Raw genomic sequence first — 25,046 nt, forward strand, 5'->3', positions numbered from 1 at the left:
GCTTCGCGACGGGCAGACTCAGCGCTCGAGTCGCAGATCCCACTTCTGCTCGCTCTTGACGTTATTCGAGGTCATGCCCGGCCCCGGCACCATGGAATGCGTGGCGGCGAGGTGCGCCGCGTCGGTGAACGGCAGCCCGGCGAACAAGGTGCCGACCTCGTGGGTGCCGACGAGCAGTTGCACGGCCTCCTTGCGCTTGTGCGGGCCGGTGACCGACTCCACGCAATCGAGCGTGACATCGTCCTTGCTGCCAAGCAGGATGTGCATGATGTAGGTCTTCTTTTTCTTGTCCACGCCCAGGCCGCCCAGCATCTCCAGCGGCACCTCGATCGGCGCCTTCAGCGTGCAGGTGTCGGTGTAGATGCGCCCCGCCGAATCGGGCGATCCGGCGGTCTCGAAAATCTCCATCTGCATGAGCTTGATGCTGGCCTGGGCGGGTGCGTCCTCGGTGTCGGCGCGGTCGAAGCTGGCGTCCGAACCGGTGAGCGGCAGCTTGATCCGAACCACGCCGCTCAGCGTCGTCCGACGCAGGCGATTGCTTTCACTGTAGGTGACGTCGATCGTCCCGGCGTAGATCCCCAGCGGGCCCTGCGCCGCGGCCATCGCCGGCAGCAGCGCCAGGCCGAACAACCCTGCCGCACACGCCACGGTGCGGCGCGCGCCCGTCCGCGCCGGATCCAGAACAGACTGCTGCATGAAGTCCTCCTCCCGGTCATGCCGGGCTGCATGATAGCCACCACGCCGCATCTCCGCAGTGCGGGACCGACCACCGCCGGCCGCGCCGCCTCGCTGCCGGCGCCGCCTATTCGTCGGGCTCCTCGGGGTGCCGCACCAGGTGCACGATTGCCGCGACCAGGCCGCCCCAGATCGTGATCATGGCCACGATCATCATGACGATCGCTGAGGTTTCCATGGTCTGCTACTCCTTGTGCCCGTGGCCCGGCGCCGGCGGCGTGCCCGCCGGGGAGAGGCGGCGCGTCGTGGTGCCGGGTGCCCTGCTGATCATGGTGCAGCCCGCCGCTGCGCCGCGTCCGCCGCCGCGCGGTCGCCCACGGAACCGGGCCGCCACGGGATCCGGGCCAGCAGCCAGGCCAGCACCACCAGCCCGATCGCCATGCCCCAGCCGAACACGCCGACGAACCAGTCGGGCATGCCGCCGTAGCCGTTGAGCAGCCGATCGCTGACCGATTCGATCAGGGTATGGCCCAGGATCACGGGCGTCACGCCACCGACCAGCAATTGCCACTTGCGCCCGACCTTGAACGACGACACCGAATTCAGGTGGTCGCGCAGCATGGGGAGCGAGCCAATCCCCACGCCGAGCCAGATCACGATGACCAGCGACACGGCGACGATGCCGAAGCTGTTGACGAAGGCATCCACCACGTCCAGCAGGTTCAGCCCGGTGGTGGTGGCGAACAGGGCGAGCGAGATCACGGCGCACGGAATGCCCGTGAGCAGGGTGGCCGACACGCGATTCAGGCCGAGCTTGTCGGTGATGGCGGCGATCACGACCTCGACGATGCTGACCATCGAGGTGAAGCCGGCAAACACCAGCGACGCGAAGAACAGCACGCCCAGCACGGTGCCGAATGGCGCCTCGGAGATGATGGCGGGAAAGCCGATGAAGGCCAGCCCCACGCCCGACGTCGCCACCTCGCTCACCGGCTTGCCGGCCTGCGTGGCCATGAAGCCGAGCGCGGCGAACACGCCGATGCCGGCCAGCACCTCGAAGGCGCTGTTGCTGAAGCCGACCACCAGCGCGGTGCTGGTCAGGTCGGACTTGTGCTTCAGGTAGGAGGAATAGGTGATCATGATGCCGAAGCCGATCGACAGCGAGAAGAAGATTTGCCCGTAGGCGGCCATCCAGATCGAGCCGTCGGCCAGCTTGGCCCAGTGCGGCGTGAACAGCGCATCCAGCCCCTTGCCGGCACCCGGCAGCATCAGCGCCTGCACCACCAGCAGCGCAAAGGCGACCACCAGCAGCGGCATGAACACCATGGACAGGCGCGCGATGCCCTTTTGCACGCCCAGCGCCAGCACCGCGATGGTGATGACCCAGGCCACCGCCATCGGCCCCAGCACGCCCGGCACGAAATCGAAGCCGACGGTGACGTCCTTGCTGGTGCGGGTGAAGCTGCCGATGAAGAACGCCCCCGGATCGCTGCCCCAGGCCTGGGTGAGCGAGAACCCGACATAGGCCATGGCCCAGGCGATCACCGCCGCGTAGTAGGTGCAGATGACGAAGCAGATCAGCACCTGCCACCAGCCGATCAGCTCCGAGCCGCCGTGCAGGCGGCGAAACGCCAGCGGCGGCGCGCAGCGGTAGCGGTGGCCGATCGCGTAGAACAGGAACAGCAGCGGAATGCCGGCCGTCAGCAGCGCCACCAGGTAGGGAATGATGAAGGCCCCGCCACCGTTGGTGTAGGCGACATAGGGGAAGCGCCAGATGTTGCCCAGGCCGACGGCCGAGCCGATGGCAGCGAAAAGGAACGCCGATCGGCTGGAAAAGGTCTCGCGTGCGCCGGAAGGCGCCTGCGCCGCGTTGGCACTCATGACCGCTGCTCCTGACTGGCCCCGACAGCCCATTGTGGGGGTACCGCGCAAGGTCCGTCAAACATAACCCTTGCGCGCGCAAGCCGCACCAGGGTCTGGCGCCGCGCTCAGCAGCCGCGCGTGTACCCGGCGTGGCCGAGACGGCCGTCGGAACCTGTCCGGTGAAGGCGCAAGGCACAGCCGCCGCCCAGGCCGCGGCAAGTACCTGCAACGCCGAGCGGGTGGATTCCGGTGGGCAAGGCGGGCTCGAGGATTCGGTCGCGCTGCCTCAGCGCCGCTGCTCGACCAGTTGCCCGCGCAGTTCGCCGTCGGGGTAGCGCGCCGTGGGCAGGTTGACGTACCACTGGCCAGCCAGCAGGTCGGCACGCTGGCGCGGCGTCAGCACGGCCCGCCCTTCCGACGGACTGAGCACGGTGCGCCCCATGCGCAGCACCACCGGAGCCAGTTCGCCGCTCATGCCCGGGCTGTGGAAGGCGGCGCCCTGCACCGGGCCGCTCAAGCCACTGAAGCTGAGTTTCCAGCGCAGCAGCCCGGTGTTGCGGTTGAGCACCGCCACCAGCTGGCCCTGACCAGCGCTGGGACTCGCGGGCACCGCGTCGCGCCCCCTCAGATCGGCGCTGAAGGCCGCCAGTTCCGGCATGCGGGCGGGCGGCTGCGGCGCGGACGAAGGCGAAAACCCCGGCGGTGCGGCGCAACCCGCCAGCAGCAGGGTGCCCAGCAGGACCGCGGCAACCCGGCTGCGCGTCGCACTCATCGCACCACCTGCATCTGGCCGCGCAGCTCACCCTGCGGATATACCGGCGTCTCGACATTGACGTACCAGCGCCCGGCCAGCAGGTCAGCGGCTTGTTGCAGCGTCAAGGTGGCGCGGCCCTCGTAGCGCGGTCCGAACGGGCCCGGCCAGATCATGACCGGCGCCGCCACCTGTCCAGCCGAGGCTGGCCCATGGAATTGCACGCCGACAATGGCGCCGGACAAGCCAGACCAGCTCGCCTTCCAGCGCAGGCTCCGCGTCGCGCTGTCGTACAGCGCATCGATCTGGCCGGTGGCGCCGCTGCGCGCGGGGGGTATGGCGCTGGCGCCGTCCAGCCGCGTGGACAGGGTCACCAGATTGCTGTCGGGCTGTGAGGCGTCAACCGGCGGGAGCACCTGGGGCACCGGTTGCAGCGGCGGCACGGGTTGCGGCTGCACCACCGGCGTGCTGACCGGCGCCGGAACCGGCTCGGCGGGCAAGGGTTCGGGCACGCGAATCGGCGGTGGACTGTACTGGGGACCGAGATCAACCGACGAACAGGCCGTGACCAGGCAGGCCACGGCCAGCACGAACCATGCGGGATGCTTGCGCAACCAGACCAGCGACGACATGCAAAGCCTCCTTCCAAATCATGCGGCGCGGCCCCTGCGGCGCGGGCCGGCCTTCGCCGGGTGATTGTAGGCAGCAGCCGGGGCGGCATCCGCGGGCGGTGCGCGGCGCGCGGCCGCAAGCGCCAACTCTGCCGCATCGCGACGGCCGCGTCGCGACGGCGCGCGGCTGCTATGCTGGAATTTTTCCCGTGCCCGCGCCGCAGCACAAGTCTTCCGTGTTTCCCCCGTCCGCCCTGCCGCCTTCCGGCCGCGCCGCGCCAGCCGATGCGGCGGACACACCCGACGCGCGCATGCACCGGCTCGTCGCCCATCCGGACACGCCCTGCGCGGCAGTGCACCGCCTGCAAGCCCAGGTCGCTGCCGCGCCGGCGGGTGGCGGCTGGATGCTGTGCTACGTGCTGCAGGCCGAACTGGCCGGGCTGCGCCTGCCGCCGACCAGCCCCGCGCCCGGTGCCGCCGACGGGCTCTGGCGCCACACCTGCCTGGAGGCCTTCGTCGGCAGCACCGGCGACACGGCCTACCTGGAGTTCAACTTCAGCCCCTCGGGCGACTGGGCGGCCTACGCGTTCCGGGCGCCACGCGAGCGCGCCGGCACGCAGCACGTGCCTCCCCCCCGCCTGCGCTGGACGCGTGGCCCGCACGTGCTCGCGCTGGAGGCCTGGCTGCCGCGCGCGCTGCTGTCCTGCCTGCCGCGCACGCCGGATCGGCTCGGCCTGAGCGCGGTGATCGAGCAGGTCGGCGGCCAGCTAAGCTACTGGGCCCTGGCGCACCCCGCCGCCCGGCCCGATTTCCACCAACGCGCAGGCTGGACCGCTGGCCTGCCGGCGCTCGCCACGACCCCATGAGACTCGGCCTCGAACGCTTCCTCGACGACCCGACGCTGCGCGCGCCGCTGAAGGGCCGGCGCGTCGCCCTGCTGGCCCACCCGGCCTCGGTCACGCGCGACTTGACGCACGCGCTGGACGCTCTCGCCGGCCTGCCCGACCTGCGGCTCACGGCCGCGTTCGGACCGCAGCATGGCCTGCGCGGCGACAAGCAGGACAACATGGTCGAGACGAGCGACGACACCGACGCGCGGCTGGGCATCCCGGTATTCAGCCTCTACGGCACGGTGCGCCGCCCGACCGAGGCCATGCTCGCCAGCTTCGACGTGCTGCTGGTCGACCTGCAGGACCTGGGCTGCCGCATCTACACCTTCATCACCACGCTGCGTTACGTGCTCGAGGCCGCCGCCGCGCACGGCAAGGCGGTGTGGGTGCTGGACCGCCCGAATCCGGTCGGTCGGCCGGTGGAAGGCCTGGCGCTGCGCCCCGGCTGGGAGAGCTTCGTCGGCGCCGGCCCGCTGCCGATGCGCCACGGGCTGACGCTGGGCGAGCTGGGCCATTGGTTCATCGCCCACTTCGGGCTGGACCTGGAATACCGCGTCATCGCCCTGGAAGGCTGGCAGCCGGACGCCGCCCCCGGCCACGGCTGGCCGCTGGAGCGCACCTGGATCAACCCCAGCCCGAATGCGCCCAACCTGTGGATGGCGCGCGCCTACGCCGGCACCGTGATGCTGGAGGGCACGACCCTGTCCGAAGGCCGCGGCACGACGCGCCCGCTGGAGCTGCTTGGCGCGCCGGGCCTGGACACGGCCCGCCTGCTGGCCGACATGCGGCGCCTCGCGCCCGACTGGCTGGCCGGCTGCGCACTGCGCGCGTGCTGGTTCGAACCCACCTTCCACAAGCACGTCGGGCAACTGTGCGGCGGCGTGCAGATCCACACCGAGGACGCGACGCACTACGACCACGTCGCCTTCCGCCCCTGGCGCCTGCTGGCGCTGGCCTTCAAGGCGCTGCGTCTGCAGGCACCGGACTACCCGCTCTGGCGCGACTTCCCCTACGAATACGAAGCGCGGCTGGCGATCGACGTCATCAACGGCGGCCCGCTGCTGCGCGAGTGGGTGGACGATCCAGCCGCCACGCCGGCCGAACTGGAGGCCCTGGCGCGCGCGGACGAACAGGCGTGGGCCGACGCGCGCGCGCCGTTCCTGATATACCAATAAACTCGCGCGCCGCGCGCGTCGCACCCAGCAACCGATCCGGAGGCATCCCGATGGGCACCGTCACGATCTACCACAACCCGCGCTGCAGCACCTCGCGCAAGGCGCTGGAGCTCCTGCGCGAGCGCGGCCTCGAGCCGATCGTGGTCGAATACCTGAAGACTCCGCCCAGCGTGGCCGAGATCAAGTCGATCGCGCGCGCCACGGGGCAGCCCGTGCGCGCCCTGTTGCGCACCAAGCAGCCCGAATATCTGGAGCAAGGCCTGGACGATCCGAAGCTCGGCGATGACGCCCTGGCGCGTGCCATGCATGCCACCCCGGTGCTGATCGAGCGGCCCATCGTCGTCACGGGCAGGGGCGCGCGCATCGGCCGGCCGGTCGAGAAGGTGCTGGAAGTACTGGACTGATCGGCTCCGGGTTCAATCCACTCGATGACGCATGACGGATGACGCCGTTGCTGCGCGGCAGCCGATGATGAATGAGTGCCACCAATGCCCCGCGTCCATGCCGACCATTGGTCATGGACCGCCGAAGCCGCCGTCGTTCGTCATCTGTTATCGGTCATCGCGGTGAACGTGAAGCGGCATGACCCGCGCCCCCATGCCCACCTCCGCTGAAGCCGAACGCGCCGACAACGCGCCGCGTTCGCGCGCCGACCTGTTCTGGTCGTTCGCGTGGCTCGCGTTGCAGGGCTTTGGCGGCGTGCTGGCCGTGGTGCAGCGCGAACTGGTCGAGAAGAAGCGCTGGCTCACCGACCGCCAGTTCGTCGAAGACTGGGCGGTGGCGCAGATCCTGCCCGGACCGAACACCGTCAACCTGGCGATCATGCTGGGCGCGCGCCACTTCGGCGTCGGCGGCGTGCTGGCGGCGCTCGCCGGCATGCTGCTGGTGCCGGCACTGCTGACCCTGGTGATCGTGATCGGCTACAGCACCCAGGTCGACGCGCCGGTGATCCAGCAGGGACTGCGTGGCATCGGTGCCGTGGCGGCCGGCATGATCCTGGGCACTGGCCTGAAGCTGCTGGCCGCGCTGCGCTTCAACGCCATGGGCACGCTGGCCTGCGCGCTGCTGGTGGGCGCGACGCTGGTGGCCACGGCCGTGCTGCACCTGCCCCTGGTGCTGGTGCTGGCAGTGCTGGGCACGAGCGCCTGCCTGTGGGCCGCCGTCTGCCTGCGCCGCGCGGCCGTGCGCGCGGCGGCGCAGGCCGCGCTTGATGGCGCGCGCCTGGAGCAGCCCCAGCCCGGCGCGTCGACGCCGCGCAGCGGGCCGGGCACGCCATGAATCCGCTCAGCCTGGCCGACTGGCTCGCCCTGGTCGGGCATTTCGCCGCGGTGTCGCTGCTGGCGGTCGGCGGCGCCATCACGGTCGCGCCCGACCTGCACCGCGTGCTGGTCGACTCCAACCGCTGGTTGAGCGACGCGCAGTTCAACACCTCGATCGCGATCGCCCAGGCCACCCCCGGACCGAATGCCCTCTTCGTCGGCCTGATCGGCTGGCATGTCGGCCTGAACGCGGGCGGCGGCGCGGCGGCGGGCTGGTCGGCCCAGCTGCTGGCGCTGGCTGCGTTCACGCTGGCGCAGCTCGCCTTCCTGCTGCCCTCGGGCGTGCTCACCTACTTCGCCACGCGCTGGGCGCACCGTCGCCGCCAGTGGCTGGCCGTGCGCGCCTTCAAGGTCGGCATGGCGCCGCTGGTGGTCGGCCTGGTGCTCGCTACCGGCTGGCTGCTGGCGGCGCTCTACGATGAACCGGCACGCGACTGGCGCCTTTGGGGCCTGATCGCCCTCGTCACCGTGCTGGTCTGGCGCACGCGCATCCATCTGCTGTGGCTGATCGGAGCCGGGGCCGGCCTGGGAGCGCTGGGGTTGGTCTGAACCGAGAAACGGCAGTTGACCGCTTGCAACCTTCTCCAAACCCGCATGGCCATGGACGTTGGTGGCTTCTCTCCCGTTCACCCCGTGAGTAAGCGCGCTACACGCCCGCCAGCACCACGCTCGCCGCGCCATGCGTCGTTGATCGTCCTTGCAGGCACGAGCCTGCCGCGTCCTCGCGCCTAGCCTGCCACGCCGAGTGCGGCGCTGGCGGACGCGTCCAACTGCCGTTTCCAGGCTGAACGGCGACGACGAACCACAGGATCACCGTGCGGCGCCCTGATGCCGCGCCTGCGGGACACGAAAACCGAACCCACGGCTCGTCATTCACCCGCGTCCATCGGGAACGACAGGCCCGGGAGCGGACAGCGCCGCTCAGGTCTCCAGCAAGCGCGGCAAGAGCTGAACCGATGTGCCGGAAAGCACCACGTGCGCCACGTCGTCCAGCTCGGTCGGCGCGGGGTTGACGACCACCACCCGAGCCCCCGCCGCGCGCGCCGCGTGCACCAGCCCGGCGGCCGGCCAGACCTGGCCCGAGGTGCCGACGACCAGCATCAGCTCGCACGCCGCTGCGGCCTGCTCGGCGCGCGCCAGCGCACGCTCGGGCAGCATTTCGCCAAACCACACCACGGCCGGCCGCAGCGGGTTGCCGCACTGCACGCAGCGCGGCGGACGGCCGGGTTCGGCCAGCGCGGCGCCACAGCCGGGCGCACCGCGGCCGGCCAGCGGGCACGGGTCGAGCCAGCGGTCTTCAGACAGATTGCCGTGCAGCGCCAGCACGTCCGGACTGCCGGCCGCCTGGTGCAGGCCATCGACGTTCTGCGTCACCACCGTGAGCCGCCCCGGGTGGCGCGCGGCAAAGCGCGCGAGCGCCGCGTGCCCAGCGTTCGGGCGTACCGTGCGCAGGGCTTCGCGGCGCTCGGCATACCAGTCCCAGACACGCTGCGGATCGCGCCGGAAGGCATCCTCGGTCGCCAGGTCCTCGGGCCGGAAGTGCGCCCACAGCCCGGTCTGCGCGTCACGAAAGGTGGGCACGCCCGATTCGGCGCTGATGCCGGCGCCGGTCAGCACGACGATGCGTGCCGCGGCCGCGATCCAGCCGCGCACCTGGCCCAGGGCATCCTCGGGAAGCACCGGGTCCCGCGCCACCCTCAGCCACCCGTCACCGCCGGGCGCTGGCGTTGCGCCTCGTAGAGGCAGACGCCACTGGCCACGCTCACGTTCAGGCTGTCCACCGCACCCTGCATGGGGATGCGCGCCAGCAGGTCGCAGGTCTTGCGCGTCAGCTGCCGCAAGCCCGGGCCCTCGGCGCCCAGCACCAGGGCCGTCGGGCCTTTGAGGTCGATCTGGTAGATGCTCTGCTCGGCCTCGCCGGCGGTGCCGACGATCCAGATGCCGCGCTCCTTCAGCTCGTTCAGCGTGCGCGCCAGGTTCGTGACCATGAAGTACGGCACAGTCTCGGCGGCGCCGCTGGCGACCTTGGCGACGGTGGCGCTGATGCCGGCTGCGTGGTCCTTGGGCGCGAGCACGGCGTGCGCGCCCGCGCCGTCGGCCACGCGCAGGCAGGCGCCCAGGTTGTGTGGGTCCGTCACGCCGTCGAGCACCAGCAGCAGCGGCGGCTCGGCCAGTGCGTCCAGCAGGTCGTCCAGCGAGCGCGCTTGCGGCAGCTCCTGCACGCGCGCCACCACGCCCTGATGGCCGGTGCTGCCGCACAGGCGGGCCAGGCGCGCGCCGTCGGCCTCGATCAGGCGCACGCCGGCCTCCTGAGCGCGCGCCAGGAACTGCTTCATGCGCGCATCGCGCCGGGTCGGGTCGACATAGGCCTCGAGCACCGAAGCCGGCGCGATCTTCAGGCGCACGCCCACGGCGTGGAAGCCGTACAGGACCTTGACAGCAGACATGCGGGCATTATCGGCGCGCTGCCGCAGCGGCCCGGACCCGCATAATCGAATGCCTATCCACGCGCCAGCACGCCCTCTGCCCCACCCGATGTTCAAGCTGACCACGGCCATTCCGCTGCACACCACGCTGGTGGCGGCGGGGCTGCTGATCTACGTGCTGGCCACGCGGGCGCGCCAGCAGCGCCGCCATCCTTACGCGGCCATCGCCTGGGTGCTCGGCATCGCAGCCTTTCCCTATCTGGGCCTGCCCATCTACCTGGTGTTCGGGACACGCAAGATCGTGCGCCCGGCCACGCGCAGCCAGCCCGTGCCGGCTGGTCCCTGGTCGGCGCTGGCACCGGCCTGGTCGACCCGGCTGCTGGCCGCGCTCGGCACCGCCGAGGCGCGACCCCAGGCCGCGGTCCGCCTGCACGCCGACGGCCCGCATGCGCTGCAGGAACTGCGCGACCTGCTCGCCTCGGCACACCACACCCTGGACATCTGCACGTACGTGCTGTCCAACGACCAGACCGGCACCGAACTGGCCGGGCGCCTGGCCGAACGCGCCCGCGCCGGCGTGCGCGTGCGCCTCCTGGTGGACGGGGTCGGCAGCGTGCGCGGCGGCCGCAGCCACGATGCCGTGCTGCAGGCCGCCGGCGTGGAGGTGCAACGCTTCATGCCGGCCCTGCAGCGCCCGGGGCGCGGGCGCGCCAACCTGCGCAACCATCGCAAGCTGGTGGTGGCCGACGGCCTGCGGCTGTGGGCCGGCGGACGCAACCTGGCGGACGAATACTTCATCGGCCAGGGAGGCCAGCCGGCCTGGGTGGACCTGAGCTTCACCGCCCACGGCGCGCTGGCGACCCAGGCCATGGCCCTGTTCGAGGGCGACTGGCGCCTGGCCGCCGGCCGCGTCCGCCATCCGCGCACCAGCTACGCCGAACGCGCGCGCCGCTACGATCTGCTGCTGCGCAACCGCGCCCTGGGCGAGGGAGACCGCCAGGCCCTGCGCAGTACCGCCGCCCAGACCGAGCAGGACGTGGCCGCAGCGCAGCCCGCGTCCCCGCTGGCCCCGGACGAGGATTTCTCGATCGCGCGCGCGATATCGCTCGCACAGTGGGTACCCAGCGGACCCGACTTCCACGAGGACATCCTGCACGCGCTGCTGGTGTCGGCGGCCTTCCATGCCGAGCAGTGCCTGATGCTGGTGACGCCGTACTTCGTGCCCGACGAGGGATTGACCGAAGCGCTGCTGCTGGCGGCCAAGCGCGGCGTGCGCGTCACCCTGGTGCTGCCCGCGCGCTCCAACCATCGGCTCGCGGACTGGGCGCGCGGGCGTTCGGTGCGCCTGCTGGCCAGCAACGGCGTGGACGTGCGCCTCGTGCCCGGCATGCTGCACGCCAAGGCCGTGGTGATGGACGACGTGCTCGCCCTGTGCGGCTCGGCCAACCTCGACGGACGCAGCCTGTTCATCAACTACGAGGCCATGGCCGCCTTCTACGGCCACGCCGAGATCGAGTGGCTGACGCGCTGGATCGGCCAGCAGGCGGCCCGCGGCCAGCCCGCCAGCGCGGCGCCCCCCGGCCTGGCGCGCGACATCCTGGAGGGGCTGATCGCGACCGTGGCGTTCCAGCTTTGATCCGCTTCGGGCACCGGGCATCCCGCGTTGAGTACCGGGTGCTGCACGCCAGCGCGCAAGATGCTCGGCGTTCACGCCGGGCGCGCAAGCCCGCACACCGGACTCCTCAAGCGCCACTGTCGTGCACGATGCGTCCGCCTTCCAGCGTCAGGCGCCGGCCGCACCGCGCGGCGATCGCGGGATCGTGCGTCACCAGCACCAGGGTCGTGCCCTGCTCGCGGTTGAGGTCGAACATCAGGTCCATCACCTGGGCGCCGGTGGCGTGGTCCAGGCTGCCGGTGGGCTCGTCCGCCAGCAGCAGCGCCGGCTGCATGACGAAGGCGCGCGCCAGTGCCACGCGCTGCTGCTCGCCACCCGAGAGCACGCGCGGGTAATGGCGCAGGCGCTCCTGCAGGCCGACGCGCGCCAGCATGGCGCTCGCCGTCTGGCGCGCATCGCGTCGCCCCGCCAGTTCCAGCGGCAGCATCACGTTTTCCAGTGCCGTCAGATTGCCGAGCAACTGGAAGCTCTGGAACACGAAGCCGATGCTGCGCGCGCGCAGGGCGGCGCGTGCGTCCTCGTCGACCGCGAACAGGTCGGTACCGGCCAGCCGCACCGTGCCGCGCGTGGGCGTGTCCAGGCCGGCGATGATGGCCAGCAGCGTGCTCTTGCCCGAGCCCGAGGCGCCGACGATGGCCACCGTCTCCCGCTCGGCGAGTGCGAAGTCGATATCACGCAGAATATCCAGCGTGCCGCTGGAGTCGGTGACTGACTTGAACACGTGCTCCACGGCCACGATGGACGTGGGCTGGGCGTCTGGCGGCGACGCGCCAGGCGAACGATCTTTCATGCAAGGACTTCCGTTTTGAACCGACGAGACTGTATCCGCTTCGCGCTGGCCGGCCTGCCGCTGGCGGCAGCGGCGCGGGCGGCCGAGCCGCCGCTGGTGCTGGTGGTGGGCGATTCGATGAGCGCCGAATACGGCATTCCCCGCGGCACGGGCTGGGTCGCGCTGCTGCAGCAGAAGCTGGCGGCCGACAAGGTCGCGGCCACGGTGGTCAACGCCAGCGTCTCGGGCGACACCACGGCGGGCGGGCGCGCGCGCCTGCCAGCCCTGCTGCGCGCGCACCAGCCGGCCGTGGTGGTGATCGAACTGGGCGGCAACGACGCGCTGCGCGGCCTGTCGCTGGAGATGACGGCCGCCAACCTGACGGCGATGGCGGGCGCGGCGCGCCAGGCCGGCGCCAAGGTGCTGCTGGCCGGCATGCAGGTGCCGCCCAACTACGGCGCCGACTACGGGCGGCGCTTCGAGGCGCTGTTCGGCACGGTCGCGCGGGACGAAAACGCCGCCCTCGTGCCCTTCCTGCTCAAGGGCGTGGCCGACGTGCCCGATGCCGCCGAGCTGTTCCAGACCGACCGCATCCACCCGACGGCGGCAGCACAGCCGATCATCCTGGACAACGTCTGGCCGGCCCTGCGTGTCCTGCTGCCATGAGCGTGGAGCGCATCGCCGCCAGCCAGGCGCTGCAGCGGCTCGCCGACTTCGACGCCATCATCGACGCGCGCAGCGAAAGCGAGTTCGCGCTTGACCACCTGCCGGGCGCCGTCAACTGGCCGAGCCTGGACGACGAGCAGCGCGCGCGGGTCGGCACGCTCTACCATCGGGCCAGTCCGTTCGAGGCCCGCAAGCTTGGCGCCGCACTGGTCGCGCGCAACATCGCGGCACATATCGAACGCGAACTGCAGGAGGCCACGCGCGGCTGGCGCCCGCTGATCTACTGCTGGCGCGGCGGCCAGCGCAGCGGCGCGCTGGCGCTCGTGCTGGGGCAGATCGGCTTTCGCGTGACCCTGATCGAGGGCGGCTACAAGGCCTTTCGCGCCGCCATCCTGGCCGACCTGCCCGTGCACGCCGCGCGCCTGCAGTTTCGCGTCGTCTGCGGCCCCACCGGCTCGGGCAAGACGCGCCTGCTGCACGCGCTGGAGCAGGTGGGTGCCCAGGTACTCGATCTGGAGGCCCTGGCCAGCCACCGCGCCTCGGTGCTGGGCCTCATCCCGGGCCAGCCGCAGCCGACGCAGAAGCACTTCGAGACGTGCGTGTGGGACGCGCTGCGCCGGTTCGACGCGGCTCGCCCCGTGTACGTCGAGGCCGAGAGCAAAAAGGTCGGCAACCTGACCGTGCCGGAGCCGCTGATCACCGCCATGCGCGCGAGCGACTGCCTGCGCGTCGAGTTGTCGGACGACGAGCGCGTGGCGCTGCTGCTGGAGGACTATCCGTTCTTCGTCCGCGATCCGGAGTTCTTCTGCCAGCGCCTGGACACCCTGGCCGCGCTGCGCGGCCGCGCACTGGTCGAGGACTGGAAGGCCAGCGTGCGCGCCGGCCGCATCGAGCCCGTGGTGCGCGCCCTGCTCGAGCAGCACTACGACCCCGGCTACGCCAGTTCGACGCGACGCAACTTCGCGCGCTTCGCACAGGCCCGGCCGGTGGCGCTGGCCGACCGCTCGGCCGCGTCGCTGGCGCACGCGGCGATGGAAATCCTGGGCGCCTGATCAGTCCTGGCCGTCGCTGCCCTGGGCTGCGCCGTCCGCCGGAGCGCCGCTTCCGTCCTCGATGCCGGGCGTGCCCTCATCCTCGCCTTCGACCGGCAGACCCGTCTTGCGCGCCGCCTTGGCGCGCGCCTTGTCTTCCTTCTTGCGCTTCTTGGCCAGCTCACGCTGGCGCTTTTCATAACCGTAGTTGGGGGTTGCCAAATTCACTGCTCCTCAAGGGGGGTTGCTGCCGCCGCTGCGGCTGGCGGATCATGCCAGCGCACCGCGCCGCGATACGCGTGCCAGCTGGCATGGCCGAGCACCGGGCCGACGACCAGCAGTCCCGCGCCCCAGGGCAGCAAGGCCAGGCCGGTCAGCAGCACGATCAACGCCCCCCACCATAACACCACCAGCGGCTGGGTGGCCACGACGCGCAAGCTCGTGATGGCGGCCGAGATGGCATCGGTGTCGCGATCGAGGATCATCGGGATCGACACCACGGCAGTCGCGAACACCAGCAGTGCAAACCCACCGCCCACCAACAGGTAGACCGCAACGAACTCCAGGTTGTCCGGGTTGAAGATGGCCTGCAGCACCCCCGTGGTCGATGGCATGCCGGTATTGAAGAACACCGCGAACACCACCAGCGAAGCGCGCCCCCACAGCAGCTCCAGCACGATCAGCACCAGCACCAGCAGCGCCATGCTGCGCAGATGCGGCTCCCAGCAGGTGAGCGAATCGCCCAGGGCCGGCACCTCGTCGCGTTCACGTCGCAGGCTGACCTCGTACAGCCCCATCGCCAGGAACGGCCCCACCAGCAGGCAACCGGACGCGATCGACATCACGTACTCGGGCCGGCTGCGAAACACCCACGCCAGCACCAGGGCCATGAACCAGAAGCAGGTGCCATAAAACAGGCCGATGCCGGGCGCCGCGCGAAAGTCGCGCCAACCCGCCCGCAGCCAGCGCAGCGGGTCGAGCAGGCCGAGCGGCTGCATCAGCGCCTGCGGTCCGGTGGGCGGCGGCGGCACATAGGGCTGGTAGCCAGCCGTCGTGGTGGAAGAGACAGGGTCGTGTTCGGTCATGCTGCGAGGCGAGAGGCCGCCGGCCGGCCGGCTGGCTTGTCGCCGTGACGGTAGCGGCAAAACCATGAATGCGCAATGGGTATTGCCCGAAGTGCATCCGTCCGCCGCCCCGCACCAACGCAACCCCGACGCCAGCCCGCACGCCGACATCTCATGCCACTGTGCGTTCGGAAAGAGGAAAGCTGCAGCCAGCCGATGCCGACATGACGCAATGATTTTCACGGTCATGGAAGCGGAGCGACGCCATTTCGACCACTTCGAATATGAGCTCGGGCCAGTCGGATCCCCCTTCCATTGCGCACCGCCGCGCGCACCATCCCCGACGCGTGGAACGACACACCTGCAACGGTCGCGCAGCAGGCCATCCGCGGCACCCGTGGCCGGGGTGTCCCCCCTGGCCGTAGGCCCGGCGAGGCGAGACAGGGGGTATCTCGGCTCAGGCCGGCAAGGCCGCGGCGAGCGCCTGCGCCAGATCCGCCTGCAGATCGGCCACCGCCTCCAGCCCGGTCGAGAAGCGCACCAGGGTGCCGCGCGCGACGTGGGGCGGCCAGCCGCGGCTGCGCGCGCTGGCCAGTTCGTAGGGCACGACCAGGCTGATCGGCCCGCCCCAGCTGTAGCCGATGCGAAACAGGCGCAGCGCATCGCAGAAGGCATCGACCTGCGCCTGCGCGTGGCGCTCGTGCACGATGACGCTGAACAGTCCGGCCGCGGCGCCAGCGCCACGCGCCTCGGCGGCGGCACACACCTGACGCCAGTATTCGTGGCCGGGCGCGCCCGCCAGCGCCGGATGCAGCACCTGCGCGATCTGTGGCTGCGTCGCCAGCCAGCGCGCCAGCGCGCGCGCCGCGCGGTCCTGCGCCGCGTAGCGCAGCGCCAGGCTGGGCAGCGCGCGCAGCAGGGTCTCGACGTCGTTGGCGCCGACGCCAAAGCCGATGCGCATGTGCGAGAGCTTGAGCTTGAGATGCAGGGCCTCGTCGCGCGTGGTGACGCTGCCCATCAGCACGTCGCCGCCGCCGCTCGGGTACTTGGTGAGCGCATGGGCCGAGATGTCGACGGCCAGGCCCTGGCCGTCCAGGTCGAACGGATTGAAGGCCAGGCCGGCGCCCCAGGTGTTGTCGAGCGCGCAGACGACGCCGCGTGCCCGACAGGCACGCACCTGGGCCACCAGGTCCGGAAACTCCAGCGTCAGCGACCCGGCCGCCTCCAGCCACACCAGCCGCGTGCGTTCGCTGATGCGCGCCGCCAGGTCGGCCACGTCCATCGGGTCGTAGTACTGGTGCGTGATGCCCCAGCCCGCCAGTTCGCCCTCGGCCAGCGCCTTGTTCGGGCCATAGCTGTTGTCCGGCAGCAGCACCTCGTCGCCGCTTCGGAGCAGGGCCAGCGACACGTTGGCCAGCGCCGCCAGGCCGCTGGGCAGCAGCACGCACTGCAGACCCCCTTCCAGCGCCGCAATGCGCTCCTCCAGCAGGAAGGTGGTCGGCGTGCCGTGCAGGCCGTAGGTATAGCCGCTCCTGTGCTTCCAGTCGCGCGCGCGCAGCGCCGCGACGTTGGGAAAGAACACCGTGGAAGCCTTGTGGATGCCCGGCTGTGGCGCCTCGAAGCCCGCTGGCGGCTGGTAGGGATGATGGATCAGCTGTGTGGTGCAATCGGTCATGCGGCGATGGTAGAGCAGAGCCGGCCGGCGCGCCGCATCGGCTTGGCCGATGGAATACGATGAGAATCGCGTGAGGGAACAGGCGAATGCCAGCCCCGAGCTCTCCATCCACCCAGACTGCACCCCCCCATGAAAATCAATGAAGCGGTTGCCCGCACCCTGAAAGACGTGGGCGTCGAGACGCTGTTCGGCCTGATCGGCGACGCCAACCTGTTCCTGGTCGACGACTTCATCCGCAAGTGCGGCGGCCGCTACGTCGGCGCGGCGCACGAGGCCGGTGCCGTGCTGATGGCACTGGGCCATGCCTCGGTGTCGGGCGGGATCGGCGTGGCCACCGTGACCTGCGGGCCCGGCTTCACCAACACCCTGACCGCGCTCGTCGAAGGCGCCAAGTCGCGCCTGCCGATGGTGCTGGTCACGGGCGACGCGACCTCCAAGCCCAAGTTCTACCTGCAGAAGGTGCCGCAGCGCGAGTTCGCCATCGCCGCAGGTGCCGGCTTCGAGCAGGCCAGCAGCCTGGACAGCGTGTGTGCCGACCTGGTCTATGCGTTCCGGCGCGCCGACGCCGAGCGGCGTCCCATCGTCTTCAACCTGCCGCCCTATGACCTGCAGTGGCAGGACGTGGGCGACTATCGACCGGCGCGCCTGGTCCTGCACCGACGCGCCAGCGAAGTGACCGACAGCGCCGACCTCGAAGCCGCGATCGGCATCGTCGCCACCGCCAAGCGGCCGATCGTGCTGGCTGGCCATGGCGTGGCCATGAGCGGCGCGCAGGGCGACGTGCTGCGCCTGGCGCGCCGCATCGACGCACCGGTGATGACCACGTTGCGCGCCAAGGATCTGTTCCGCGGCGACCCGCTCAACCTCGACGTGTTCGGCATCTCCACCCTCGAGCCCGCCATGCAGGTGGTGGCGGCCAGCGACTGCATCGTCGCCTTCGGTGCCAGCCTGAACTTCATCACCACCGGCAACGGCGCGCTGCTGCAGGGCAAGCGCACGGTGCTGGTGAATGACGACCCCGACGAGCTCGGCAAGCACATGAGCACCGACGCGGCGGTGCTCGGCGACTGTGGCTCGGCGGCGCGGCGCATGCTGCACTGGCTGGACGAAGCCGAGATCGCCGCCTCGGGCTTCGCCGCCGAAGACGCGGTGCAGGCAGCGCTCGCCACGCTGGCCGCGCCGCCACCCGCAGCGCCGGCGCGCGACCCGGGCGCGGTCGAGATCCACGGCGCCCTGCGCGCCATCGCTGCCACCCTCGGCGAGCCGCTGGTGCTGGTCACCGGCGTCGGTCGCCACATGGGCCACGCCTGGCACGCCTTCCATGTCAGCGAACCGCGCCTGTTCGTGCAGGGCCACATGTACGGCGCCATCGGCATGGCGCTGGCGCACGGCATCGGCGCCGCGCGCGCCGAACCCACGCTGCCGACCGTCGTCGTGACGGGCGATGGCAGCTTCATGCTGGGCGACCTGACCGAGTTCAACACGGCCGTGCGCGAGCGACTGGACCTGGTGCTGGTGGTGTGCAACGACGGCGGCTACGGCGCCGAGCACATCCAGTTCACCGGTCGCGACCTGGACCCCTCGCTGTCGCTCATCGGCTGGCCGGACTTCGCGCCGATGGCCGAAGCGCTCGGCGGCCAGGGTCTGACGGTGCGCAGCCCGGACGACCTCGAGCATGCCTGCCAGGCCATCGCCGCGCGCTCGCGCGACCGGCCGATCCTGGTCGACGTCAAGCTCGACCCCGACACGGTGCCGCGCTCCTATTGATGTCGCTTCGCCTCCAAGGACATGGCGAACGACACCGGTTCATGCCGGCACGGCGCGGGGCAGCCCTGTCGCTGAACCTGTATCCAGTGGCTGGCGGCTCATGGGCTTCTCGAAAGCCGCATGGACATTCGGCGTGGCCGCTTCGGTCACGCTCACCGGCCGGGTGAGCGCGCCATGCACCCGCCAGCCCCGCCCTCGCCGCGCCATCCGGTGTTGCGCATCGTGGCGCACACCCCCCGGCGCGCGGCCTCCTCGCCCTTGCAGGGCGCGGGCGGCCAGAGGCCGCACACCCGCTCGCGCTGCCCAGACGCGCACAGACGCCTGTGGAGCCGCGGCACTCACCCTCGCCTCGCGGCAGGCGCCGACCGGCAGACGCAGTCGCAGATCGCGCAGGTGCTGCATCCGGCGCTGGCCGACGCACCCGTCTACATGCGACTGTGTGCCTGCCGCCGTGCTCGCCCGGGCTCGACTCGGTCGAGCACCTGCGGGACGAATTGCGCCAGAAGCACTTTCACAACCGCGTCTTCGACTCGCTGGATGCTGTCGAAGATCACCTCGCCGCCAGCCTGCACGACTTCAAGCTCGAGCCATCGCGCATCCGCAGCATCACCACATGGCAGTGGATCATTGCTGCTGTTTCCGACGCGAATTGGAATCAGTCATCCCTCAGCTCATCGCCCAGGCGCCGCAACATCTGGCGCTCGTAGAAGCGCGGCGCCAGGCGCACGGTCCACCACGCCAGGCGCGAGACGCGGTCGGGCAGCAGCAGGCGCTGGCCGCGCGCGGCGGCGCGCAGGATGCGGGCGGCGATTGCGTCGGGGCTGGAGCGCGTGCCGACGATGGCCTGCGGGTGGCGCGCCGGCGCGCCATCGGCGCCCAGGGCATGCGCCCCGATGCCGGTGGCGATGAAGGAGGGGCACACCAGCAGCACGCGCACGCCGGCGGGCGCCAGTTCGCCGCGCAGACTGTCCATGAAGCCGTGCAGCGCGTGCTTGCTGGCGGCGTAGCCAGTGCGCGCCACCAGCGGCGCGAAGCCCGCCACGCTGGAGATGGTGACCACCACGCCGCGGCGCGCCAGCAGGTCGGGCAGCGCGGCGTGCGTGCAGTGCAGCGCGCCAAAGTAGTTGACGGCCATGACGCGGCGCAGCACCTCGGTGCGGGTGGCGGCAAAAGCGCTGCGGTGCGTGATGCCGGCGTTGTTGACCAGCACGTCGAGCGGCCCGAGGGTGGCACGCGCCGCGGCCACGGCGCGCGTCACCGCGGCTTCGTCGGTGACATCGCAGGCCTGCGTCCAATGGGCGCCACCGCGCGCCGCCAGCAGGGCTGACGTGCCGGCCAGTGCCGGCGCGTCGAGATCGAGCGCCGCCACGCGCGCGCCCGCGCCGGCAAAGGCCAGCGCCAGCGCGCGACCGAGGCCGCCACCGGCGCCGGTGACCAGTACGCTGCGCCCGGCGAAGTCAGGCGTGGCCATGGGCGCGCATCCAGAGCTCGAACACCTCGGCCGAACTGAGCCTGGGCGTGTAGCCGAACACCTGCTTCAGGCGCGCGTTCGCCAGCACCGGGCGATGGCGCAGGAAGTCGAGCTGCTCGGGGCCGTAACGCGTCAGGCCCAGGGGCTTGAGCAGGGCCAGCGCCGTGCGCAGCAGCCCGGCGGGCAGCACCAGGCGACGCTTGCCCAGGCGCGCGGCGATCTCGCGCAGCGTCAGCGCCCCATCGCCGGCGAGGTTGTAGATGCCGGGCGGTCCGGCGTCGATGGCGCGCAGCAGGCAGGCCACCACATCCTGGTCCCAGATGAAGACAAAGGGGCTGTCGCTGCCGCGGATGGCGAGCAGTCGCCGCTTCTCGAACAGCGCCGTGATCTGGTTGTCCACGCGCTCGCCCAGGATGGTGCCGATGCGCAGGATCACCTGCTCGAGTTGCGGCTGCTCGACGCGCCAGCGCGTCAGCATCTCCTCCACCAGGCGCTTGTGCCAGGCATAGGCGAAGGCCTCGTTGCCGCGCAGCGGCTGCTCCTCGCTGATCCAGGCCGGGTTGTCGGCGTGGTAGCCATAGGCGGCGCCGCTGGAGCTGACGACGATGCGACGCACGCCGGCGGCGCGACAGGCCTCGAGCACGTTCTGCGTGCCCAGCACGTCGACGGCGTATTCCAGCTCGCGCCGGCTGTCCGGGCCCGGGGTGACGATGGCCGCCAGGTGCACCACCACGTCGATGCGCTCGCGCTGCAGCAGCGCGGCCAGATCGGCGTCGCGCACGTCGGCCACCGCATGCTGCACGCCCGCAAGCTGCTCGGCCGCCGGCAGCGCGCGCACGTCGGTGGCGACCACCGCGCCCACCGGAATGCGCCCGGCCGCCAGCGCCGCCACCAGCTGGCGGCCCAGGTAGCCGCCGGCGCCGGTGACCAGCACGCGCGGCGCGTTCATGTCGCGGCGGCCACGGGCGCTGGCGGCCGGCGCGACCACCAGGTGGCGACCGTCAGGCCCGAGACGATGTGCCAGACGCCCCACCACGCCGTGACGATGGCCATGCCGCCCAGGCCGTCGAAGAAGTTGAACACCAGGATCAGGCCCAGGGCCGAGTTCTGGATGCCGACCTCGATCGAGACCGCGCGCCGGTCGACCTCGGGCAGGCCGGCGATGCGCGCCGCCCAGTAGCCGGTCAGCAGCGCCAGCCCGTTGTGCAGGAAGACCACGAACACCACGTAGCCGACGTAGCGCAGGAAATACTGCCAGTTGGCCGCCAGCGCCCCCAGGACGAACAGGCCGAAGATGACGAGCGAGGCGCGCTTGACCGGCCGGTGCGCGCGCGCCACGAACGCCGGCCAGCGCTGACCGACCCACATGCCGGCGGCCATCGGCAGGCCCAGCAGCAGCAGCACGGCCAGCAGCAGGTCGAGCGGATCGAGCGCGACGGCCTTGAGGATCGGTGCCGTGGCAGGATTCAGGTGCCCCCACAGCGCCAGGTTCAGCGGCGTCATGACCACCGCGGCGGCGGTGGAAAACGCCGTCATGGTGACCGACAGCGCGGTGTTGCCGCGCGCGTAGTGGGTCAGGAAGTTGGAGATGTTGCCGCCCGGGCAGGCCGCCACCAGCAGCATGCCGAGCGCAATGCTGGGCGCCGGCCGGATCGCCAGCACGAGCAGGAAGCTGAAGGCGGGCAGCAGCACGAACTGGCCCAGCATGCCGATCAGCACCGCCTTGGGCGCGCGCACAAGCATCCGGAAGTCGGCGGGCCTGAGATCCAGCGCCACGCCGAACATCACCAGCCCGATGATGACGTTGAGCGCCCACAGCGACTGCGGGTTGAAGTTCAGGCGGACCAGGTCCATTTCGCTCATGGCGTGACTCCCGTCCGGGTTCGCGGGGTGCGTGCACGCGGCACGGCGCTCAGCCCCTGGGCTCCTCGTGCATCTTCTTGAAGTGGATCAGCCCCGGCGCCCACATGTGCTTGACCGGGTCCACGTCCACATGCACCACGGCGCAACGCCCGCTGGCCAGCGCGCGCTCGAGCGCCGGGCGCAGCTCGTCGGGATGAGAGACGCGCTCGCCGTGGGCGCCCATGGCCATGCCGAGGCGGTCGAATTCGATCTCGCCCAGATCGGCCTTGATGGTCTCCTCGGGCCCGAGCTGCTTGAACAGCAGGGTCTTGAGCGGGCGCAGCATGAACTGCTGGTTCATCTTGACCATGCCCCACTGGCGGTCGACCAGCACGATGTAGATCACCTGGGCGTGGTTGCGCACGGCGGTCTCGACCTCCTGCGGGTGAAAGCCGAAGGCGCCGTCGCCGATGATGCAGCACACCGGCTGGCCGGGCAGCGCCATGGCCGCACCCACGGCCTGCGCCATGCCGGCGCCGAGCATGCCGAACTTGAAAGTGGAGATGATGCGGCCCGGCACCACGGCGCGGTGGTGGAACATGGCCCAGATGGTGGCGTTGCCGCCGTCGGCCACCAGCACGCTGCCGCGCGGGAACAGCGCGTCGCAGGCGGCGCCGATGTGCGCCGGATGCACCGGGCTGCCGGTGTCGGCGTAGGCCCTGGCCCAGTCGGCGCGCTCGCGCTCGACGGCCTGGGCATAGCCGGCATTGCGCGTGCGCCGCTGGCCCAGCGGCATGCGCGACTGGCGTTCGGAAAGCGCCTCGGCCAGCAGCTGCAGGAAGCGCCCCACATCCGCCTGGATGCCCAGGTCGGCCGGCTTGTTCAGGCCGATGGTGTCGGCGTCCAGGTCGACCTGGATGGTCTTCTGCTGCCTTGGGTCGCGCCAGTACGGCGGCTTGCCCCACCAGTCGGTCTCGCCCACGCGCGAGCCCAGGATCAGCGCCACGTCGGCCTCGCAGCGCACCTGGTGGTTGAGCTTGACGTGCGGCATCGGGATCGCCAGCGGCGAATCCTCGGACAGCGCGCCGCGCGCCGCCCAGCTGGTGGTGACCGGCGCCTGCAGCAACTCGGCCACGCGCGCCAGCGCCTCGAAGGCCCCGGCATGCACCACGCCGCTGCCGGCGTGGATCATTGGCGCCTGCGCCGCCGCCAGCCAGTCGGCCGCCTCCTGCACCTCGCGCGCCGCGGGCTCCAGCGGCGCGCTGGCACGGTACTGCGGTGGATCCCAGTACGCGACCTGGGCCTTCACCTTGCCGTTCATGATGGTTTCCGGCACGTCCAGATGCACCACGCCGGGGCGGCCGGCCCAGCTCTTGCGCAGCGCCTTGCGCATCAGCTCGGGCACGCGCTCGAAGCTGGAGGCCGCCGCGCTCCACTTGGCGATCCTGCCGATGACGCCGCACTGGTCGAAGCACTGGTAGGCGCCGCCGCGGTCGGGATACATGATGGAAGGGCGGCGCGCGCTGGTGATGGCCAGCACGCGGTTGCCCTCGGCCTGCTCGACGACCAGGCCGGGCAGCAGGTTGGCCACGCCCGGGCCGTTGCTGGCCATGCACACGCCCAGTCGGCCCGTCAGGCGCGCGTAGGTGCCGGCCATGTGCGCGGCGCTGGTTTCATGGCGCGGCGTGACGATCTCGATGCCCAGGCGGTGCAGCGCCTCGTAGAAGCCGAAGTAAGTGCCGTCGATGATGCCGAAGACCTTTTCCACACCCTCGCACTGCAACATGCGTGCGAGCACCTCGCCGCCGCTGATTTCCGCCATGCATTCTTCCTTGTTCCGGTTGCGTGCGCACGGGTGGCCCCCATCGCACATTTCGCGAAAACATCATTGCATGCGAAGCACTTTTGCGCAATGATGGAACTTCTGGTTCCATTTTTCGGCAGATCTGCCTGGTGTCGAGCGAACGCACTTCAGCCACCCTGCGTGCCATCGCGGTGCTGGAAACCGTGGCCGCGGCCAACGCCCCATTGACGCTGATCGAGATCATGGCGGCCACGGCCCTGGCCAAGCCGACGGCACACCGGATTCTGGCGCTGCTGGTCGAGGCCGGACTGCTCGCGCGCGAGCCCGCGGGCAAGCACTACACGCCGGGGCCGCGCCTGTCGTCGTTGAGCCTGCGCGTGCTGGCCGGCAGCACCTGGAACGGCGCGCGCCACGCCATCCTGAAAAGCCTGGTGCGGCAGGTGGGGGAAACCTGCAACCTGACCACGCTGGACGGGGCCGAGGTGGTCTACCTGGACCGGGTGGAGGCCCAGTGGCCGTTGCGCCTGAACTTCAGCAGCGGCTCGCACGTGCCGGCGCACGCCTGCGCCAGCGGCAAGCTGCTGCTGGCGCTGATGCCGGCGCGCGAGCGCAGGCGCATCCTCGCGGCGCTGCCGCTGGAGCGCTTCACGGGCACGACGCTGACCGATCCACAGGCGCTGGCCGAGGAGCTGGGCCGGATCCGTCGCGCCCGGCTGAGCACCGACAATCAGGAGTACCTGTCCGGCACCGTGTGCGTGGCTGTCCCCGTGGAAGACGAGACGCACCGGGTGCCGGCAGCCCTGGCCGTCCATGCGCCGCAGTCGCGCATGAGCCTGGAGCAGGCGCTGGATCAGGTGCCAGCACTGCGCGACGCCGCCACGCAACTGGCGCGGACCTTCGCGTGGGCGTGACGTCGGGTGCCACCGGTTGCCGGGCGCACTGCGCCCGGGTCCGCCAGACCGGCTAGACCTTCCACTTGGCCAGCAGCTTCTCCGGCGGCATCGCGTCGTAGCCCTCGAACGGCTGGTGGATCCAGGGGTTGGTCGGCAGATGCTCAACCGAATAATCGGCCACGAAGCTCGAGCTGCCCTTGGTCCAGATGACGGCGGTCCGCAGTTCGGTGATCGGCTCGTAGTTGCTGCGCAGGCGCTCGACCACGGCGTGCAGGGTGACGCCGGTATCGGCCAGATCGTCGACCAGCAGCACCTTGCCGGCGATCTGGCCCTGCGGCGTGGTGATGTAGTGCGCGATATCCAGGTGCCCCTGCACCTTGCCCTCCTCGGCGCGGTATGAGCTGGTCGACATGATCGCCAGCGGCACGTTGAAGATGCGGCTCAGCACGTCGCCCGGGCGCATGCCGCCGCGCGCAAGGCACAGGATGGTGTCGAATTTCCAGCCCGACTGATGCACCTTGATCGCGAGCTTCTCGATCAGGTTGTGGTATTCGTCGTAGCTTACGTACAGATGCTTGCCGTCTTCCGTCAACATGCGTCGTCACTCCTGACCCAATAGCCGAAGGCAACGCCGAACAAGCCCCCCCCCCCCCCCCCCCCCCCCCCCCCCCCCCCCCCC

The 25,046-nt window shown here is 71.0% G+C and carries 26 protein-coding genes; 10 read left to right on the forward strand and 16 right to left on the reverse strand.

Translation table 11 applies throughout. From position 1 onward, the window contains the following. Positions 1–18 precede the first annotated feature (18 nt). The 5 genes from PKA16_RS08530 to PKA16_RS08550 all read right to left on the reverse strand — a co-directional run bounded on the left by PKA16_RS08530 (position 19) and on the right by PKA16_RS08550 (position 3,921). Positions 19–696 carry a hypothetical protein gene (locus tag PKA16_RS08530; protein WP_324402284.1) on the reverse strand — a complete coding sequence of 226 codons (678 nt, stop codon included), beginning with the start codon at positions 694–696 and terminating at the stop codon, positions 19–21. Between the two features lie 106 nt (positions 697–802). Continuing rightward, positions 803–913 carry a methionine/alanine import family NSS transporter small subunit gene (locus PKA16_RS08535; protein ID WP_324402286.1) on the reverse strand — a complete coding sequence of 37 codons (111 nt, stop codon included), beginning with the start codon at positions 911–913 and terminating at the stop codon, positions 803–805. Positions 914–1,002: 89 nt separating this feature from the next. Then, positions 1,003–2,556, reverse strand: coding sequence for a sodium-dependent transporter (locus tag PKA16_RS08540; RefSeq protein ID WP_324402288.1), 1,554 nt, complete (start codon positions 2,554–2,556; stop codon positions 1,003–1,005). Positions 2,557–2,824: 268 nt separating this feature from the next. Next, positions 2,825–3,310 carry a CHRD domain-containing protein gene (locus tag PKA16_RS08545; RefSeq protein ID WP_324402290.1) on the reverse strand — a complete coding sequence of 162 codons (486 nt, stop codon included), beginning with the start codon at positions 3,308–3,310 and terminating at the stop codon, positions 2,825–2,827. Further along, positions 3,307–3,921, reverse strand: a complete 615-nt coding sequence (locus tag PKA16_RS08550; protein WP_324402292.1) for a CHRD domain-containing protein — start codon at positions 3,919–3,921, stop codon at positions 3,307–3,309. Before PKA16_RS08550 ends, PKA16_RS08545 begins: the two co-directional genes overlap by 4 nt. Before the next feature lie 215 nt (positions 3,922–4,136). Between PKA16_RS08550 and PKA16_RS08555 the strand changes: the two genes are divergently transcribed. From PKA16_RS08555 to PKA16_RS08575, 5 genes are all read left to right on the forward strand, one after another. Next, positions 4,137–4,766, forward strand: a complete 630-nt coding sequence (locus tag PKA16_RS08555) for a DOMON-like domain-containing protein (RefSeq protein ID WP_324402293.1) — start codon at positions 4,137–4,139, stop codon at positions 4,764–4,766. Beyond that, a complete protein-coding gene (locus PKA16_RS08560) occupies positions 4,763–5,965 on the forward strand; it encodes a DUF1343 domain-containing protein (RefSeq protein ID WP_324402295.1) in 1,203 nt (400 codons plus the stop codon). Before PKA16_RS08555 ends, PKA16_RS08560 begins: the two co-directional genes overlap by 4 nt. A gap of 50 nt (positions 5,966–6,015) precedes the next feature. Further along, a complete protein-coding gene (arsC, locus tag PKA16_RS08565; protein WP_324402297.1) occupies positions 6,016–6,369 on the forward strand; it encodes an arsenate reductase (glutaredoxin) in 354 nt (117 codons plus the stop codon). 193 nt (positions 6,370–6,562) lie between these two features. Beyond that, positions 6,563–7,243, forward strand: a complete 681-nt coding sequence (locus PKA16_RS08570) for a chromate transporter (protein ID WP_324402299.1) — start codon at positions 6,563–6,565, stop codon at positions 7,241–7,243. Then, complete coding sequence (locus tag PKA16_RS08575; RefSeq protein ID WP_324402301.1) at positions 7,240–7,833, forward strand: chromate transporter; 594 nt, start codon at positions 7,240–7,242, stop codon at positions 7,831–7,833. Before PKA16_RS08570 ends, PKA16_RS08575 begins: the two co-directional genes overlap by 4 nt. A gap of 372 nt (positions 7,834–8,205) precedes the next feature. Here the strand turns inward: PKA16_RS08575 and PKA16_RS08580 are convergent, their stop codons facing one another. Next, positions 8,206–8,964: an NAD-dependent protein deacylase gene (locus PKA16_RS08580; protein WP_324402302.1), complete on the reverse strand. Its 759-nt coding sequence runs from the start codon at positions 8,962–8,964 to the stop codon at positions 8,206–8,208. Positions 8,965–8,981: 17 nt separating this feature from the next. Further along, positions 8,982–9,731: a 23S rRNA (guanosine(2251)-2'-O)-methyltransferase RlmB gene (gene rlmB, locus PKA16_RS08585; RefSeq protein ID WP_324402304.1), complete on the reverse strand. Its 750-nt coding sequence runs from the start codon at positions 9,729–9,731 to the stop codon at positions 8,982–8,984. A gap of 88 nt (positions 9,732–9,819) precedes the next feature. Here rlmB and PKA16_RS08590 point away from each other — a divergent pair, with 88 nt between their 5' ends. Then, entirely contained in the window at positions 9,820–11,346 is a 1,527-nt protein-coding gene (locus tag PKA16_RS08590; protein WP_324402306.1) for a phospholipase D-like domain-containing protein, read from the forward strand. A gap of 106 nt (positions 11,347–11,452) precedes the next feature. On the opposite strand, the gene PKA16_RS08595 is transcribed toward PKA16_RS08590, so the two are convergent. Beyond that, complete coding sequence (locus PKA16_RS08595) at positions 11,453–12,175, reverse strand: ABC transporter ATP-binding protein (RefSeq protein ID WP_324402308.1); 723 nt, start codon at positions 12,173–12,175, stop codon at positions 11,453–11,455. A gap of 45 nt (positions 12,176–12,220) precedes the next feature. On the opposite strand from PKA16_RS08595, the gene PKA16_RS08600 reads away from it, so the two are divergent. After that, positions 12,221–12,820, forward strand: a complete 600-nt coding sequence (locus PKA16_RS08600; protein ID WP_324402357.1) for an arylesterase — start codon at positions 12,221–12,223, stop codon at positions 12,818–12,820. Next, entirely contained in the window at positions 12,817–13,872 is a 1,056-nt protein-coding gene (mnmH, locus tag PKA16_RS08605) for a tRNA 2-selenouridine(34) synthase MnmH (RefSeq protein WP_324402310.1), read from the forward strand. The genes PKA16_RS08600 and mnmH overlap by 4 nt, the downstream gene beginning before the upstream one ends. Here mnmH and PKA16_RS08610 read toward each other — a convergent pair whose 3' ends face one another. The 3 genes from PKA16_RS08610 to PKA16_RS08620 form a co-directional block, all read right to left on the reverse strand. After that, a complete protein-coding gene (locus PKA16_RS08610) occupies positions 13,873–14,073 on the reverse strand; it encodes a hypothetical protein (protein ID WP_324402312.1) in 201 nt (66 codons plus the stop codon). Between the two features lie 2 nt (positions 14,074–14,075). Then, entirely contained in the window at positions 14,076–14,849 is a 774-nt protein-coding gene (locus PKA16_RS08615) for a DUF2189 domain-containing protein (protein WP_324402359.1), read from the reverse strand. 523 nt (positions 14,850–15,372) lie between these two features. Continuing rightward, the gene (locus PKA16_RS08620) at positions 15,373–16,590 is read right to left on the reverse strand and encodes a PLP-dependent transferase (RefSeq protein WP_324402314.1); all 1,218 of its coding nucleotides are present in this window, start codon (positions 16,588–16,590) and stop codon (positions 15,373–15,375) included. Between the two features lie 129 nt (positions 16,591–16,719). Here PKA16_RS08620 and PKA16_RS08625 point away from each other — a divergent pair, with 129 nt between their 5' ends. Beyond that, a complete protein-coding gene (locus PKA16_RS08625) occupies positions 16,720–18,357 on the forward strand; it encodes a thiamine pyrophosphate-binding protein (protein WP_324402316.1) in 1,638 nt (545 codons plus the stop codon). Positions 18,358–19,012: 655 nt separating this feature from the next. Here PKA16_RS08625 and PKA16_RS08630 read toward each other — a convergent pair. The 4 genes from PKA16_RS08630 to PKA16_RS08645 are packed head-to-tail and all read right to left on the reverse strand — an operon-like array spanning position 19,013 to position 23,492. Beyond that, complete coding sequence (locus PKA16_RS08630) at positions 19,013–19,828, reverse strand: SDR family oxidoreductase (RefSeq protein WP_324402318.1); 816 nt, start codon at positions 19,826–19,828, stop codon at positions 19,013–19,015. Further along, positions 19,815–20,777 carry an SDR family oxidoreductase gene (locus tag PKA16_RS08635; protein ID WP_324402320.1) on the reverse strand — a complete coding sequence of 321 codons (963 nt, stop codon included), beginning with the start codon at positions 20,775–20,777 and terminating at the stop codon, positions 19,815–19,817. Before PKA16_RS08635 ends, PKA16_RS08630 begins: the two co-directional genes overlap by 14 nt. After that, positions 20,774–21,691: a bile acid:sodium symporter family protein gene (locus tag PKA16_RS08640; RefSeq protein WP_324402322.1), complete on the reverse strand. Its 918-nt coding sequence runs from the start codon at positions 21,689–21,691 to the stop codon at positions 20,774–20,776. The genes PKA16_RS08635 and PKA16_RS08640 overlap by 4 nt, the downstream gene beginning before the upstream one ends. Positions 21,692–21,740: 49 nt before the next feature. Next, entirely contained in the window at positions 21,741–23,492 is a 1,752-nt protein-coding gene (locus PKA16_RS08645; protein ID WP_324402325.1) for a thiamine pyrophosphate-binding protein, read from the reverse strand. Between the two features lie 131 nt (positions 23,493–23,623). On the opposite strand from PKA16_RS08645, the gene PKA16_RS08650 reads away from it, so the two are divergent. Continuing rightward, the gene (locus tag PKA16_RS08650; protein WP_324402327.1) at positions 23,624–24,385 is read left to right on the forward strand and encodes an IclR family transcriptional regulator; all 762 of its coding nucleotides are present in this window, start codon (positions 23,624–23,626) and stop codon (positions 24,383–24,385) included. Between the two features lie 52 nt (positions 24,386–24,437). Here PKA16_RS08650 and PKA16_RS08655 read toward each other — a convergent pair whose 3' ends face one another. Beyond that, positions 24,438–24,962, reverse strand: a complete 525-nt coding sequence (locus PKA16_RS08655; protein ID WP_324402329.1) for a phosphoribosyltransferase — start codon at positions 24,960–24,962, stop codon at positions 24,438–24,440. Between the last annotated feature and the right edge of the window lie 84 nt (positions 24,963–25,046).

It is taken from the genome of Ottowia sp., assembly GCF_035325765.1.
GTDB lineage: Bacteria > Pseudomonadota > Gammaproteobacteria > Burkholderiales > Burkholderiaceae_C > Ottowia.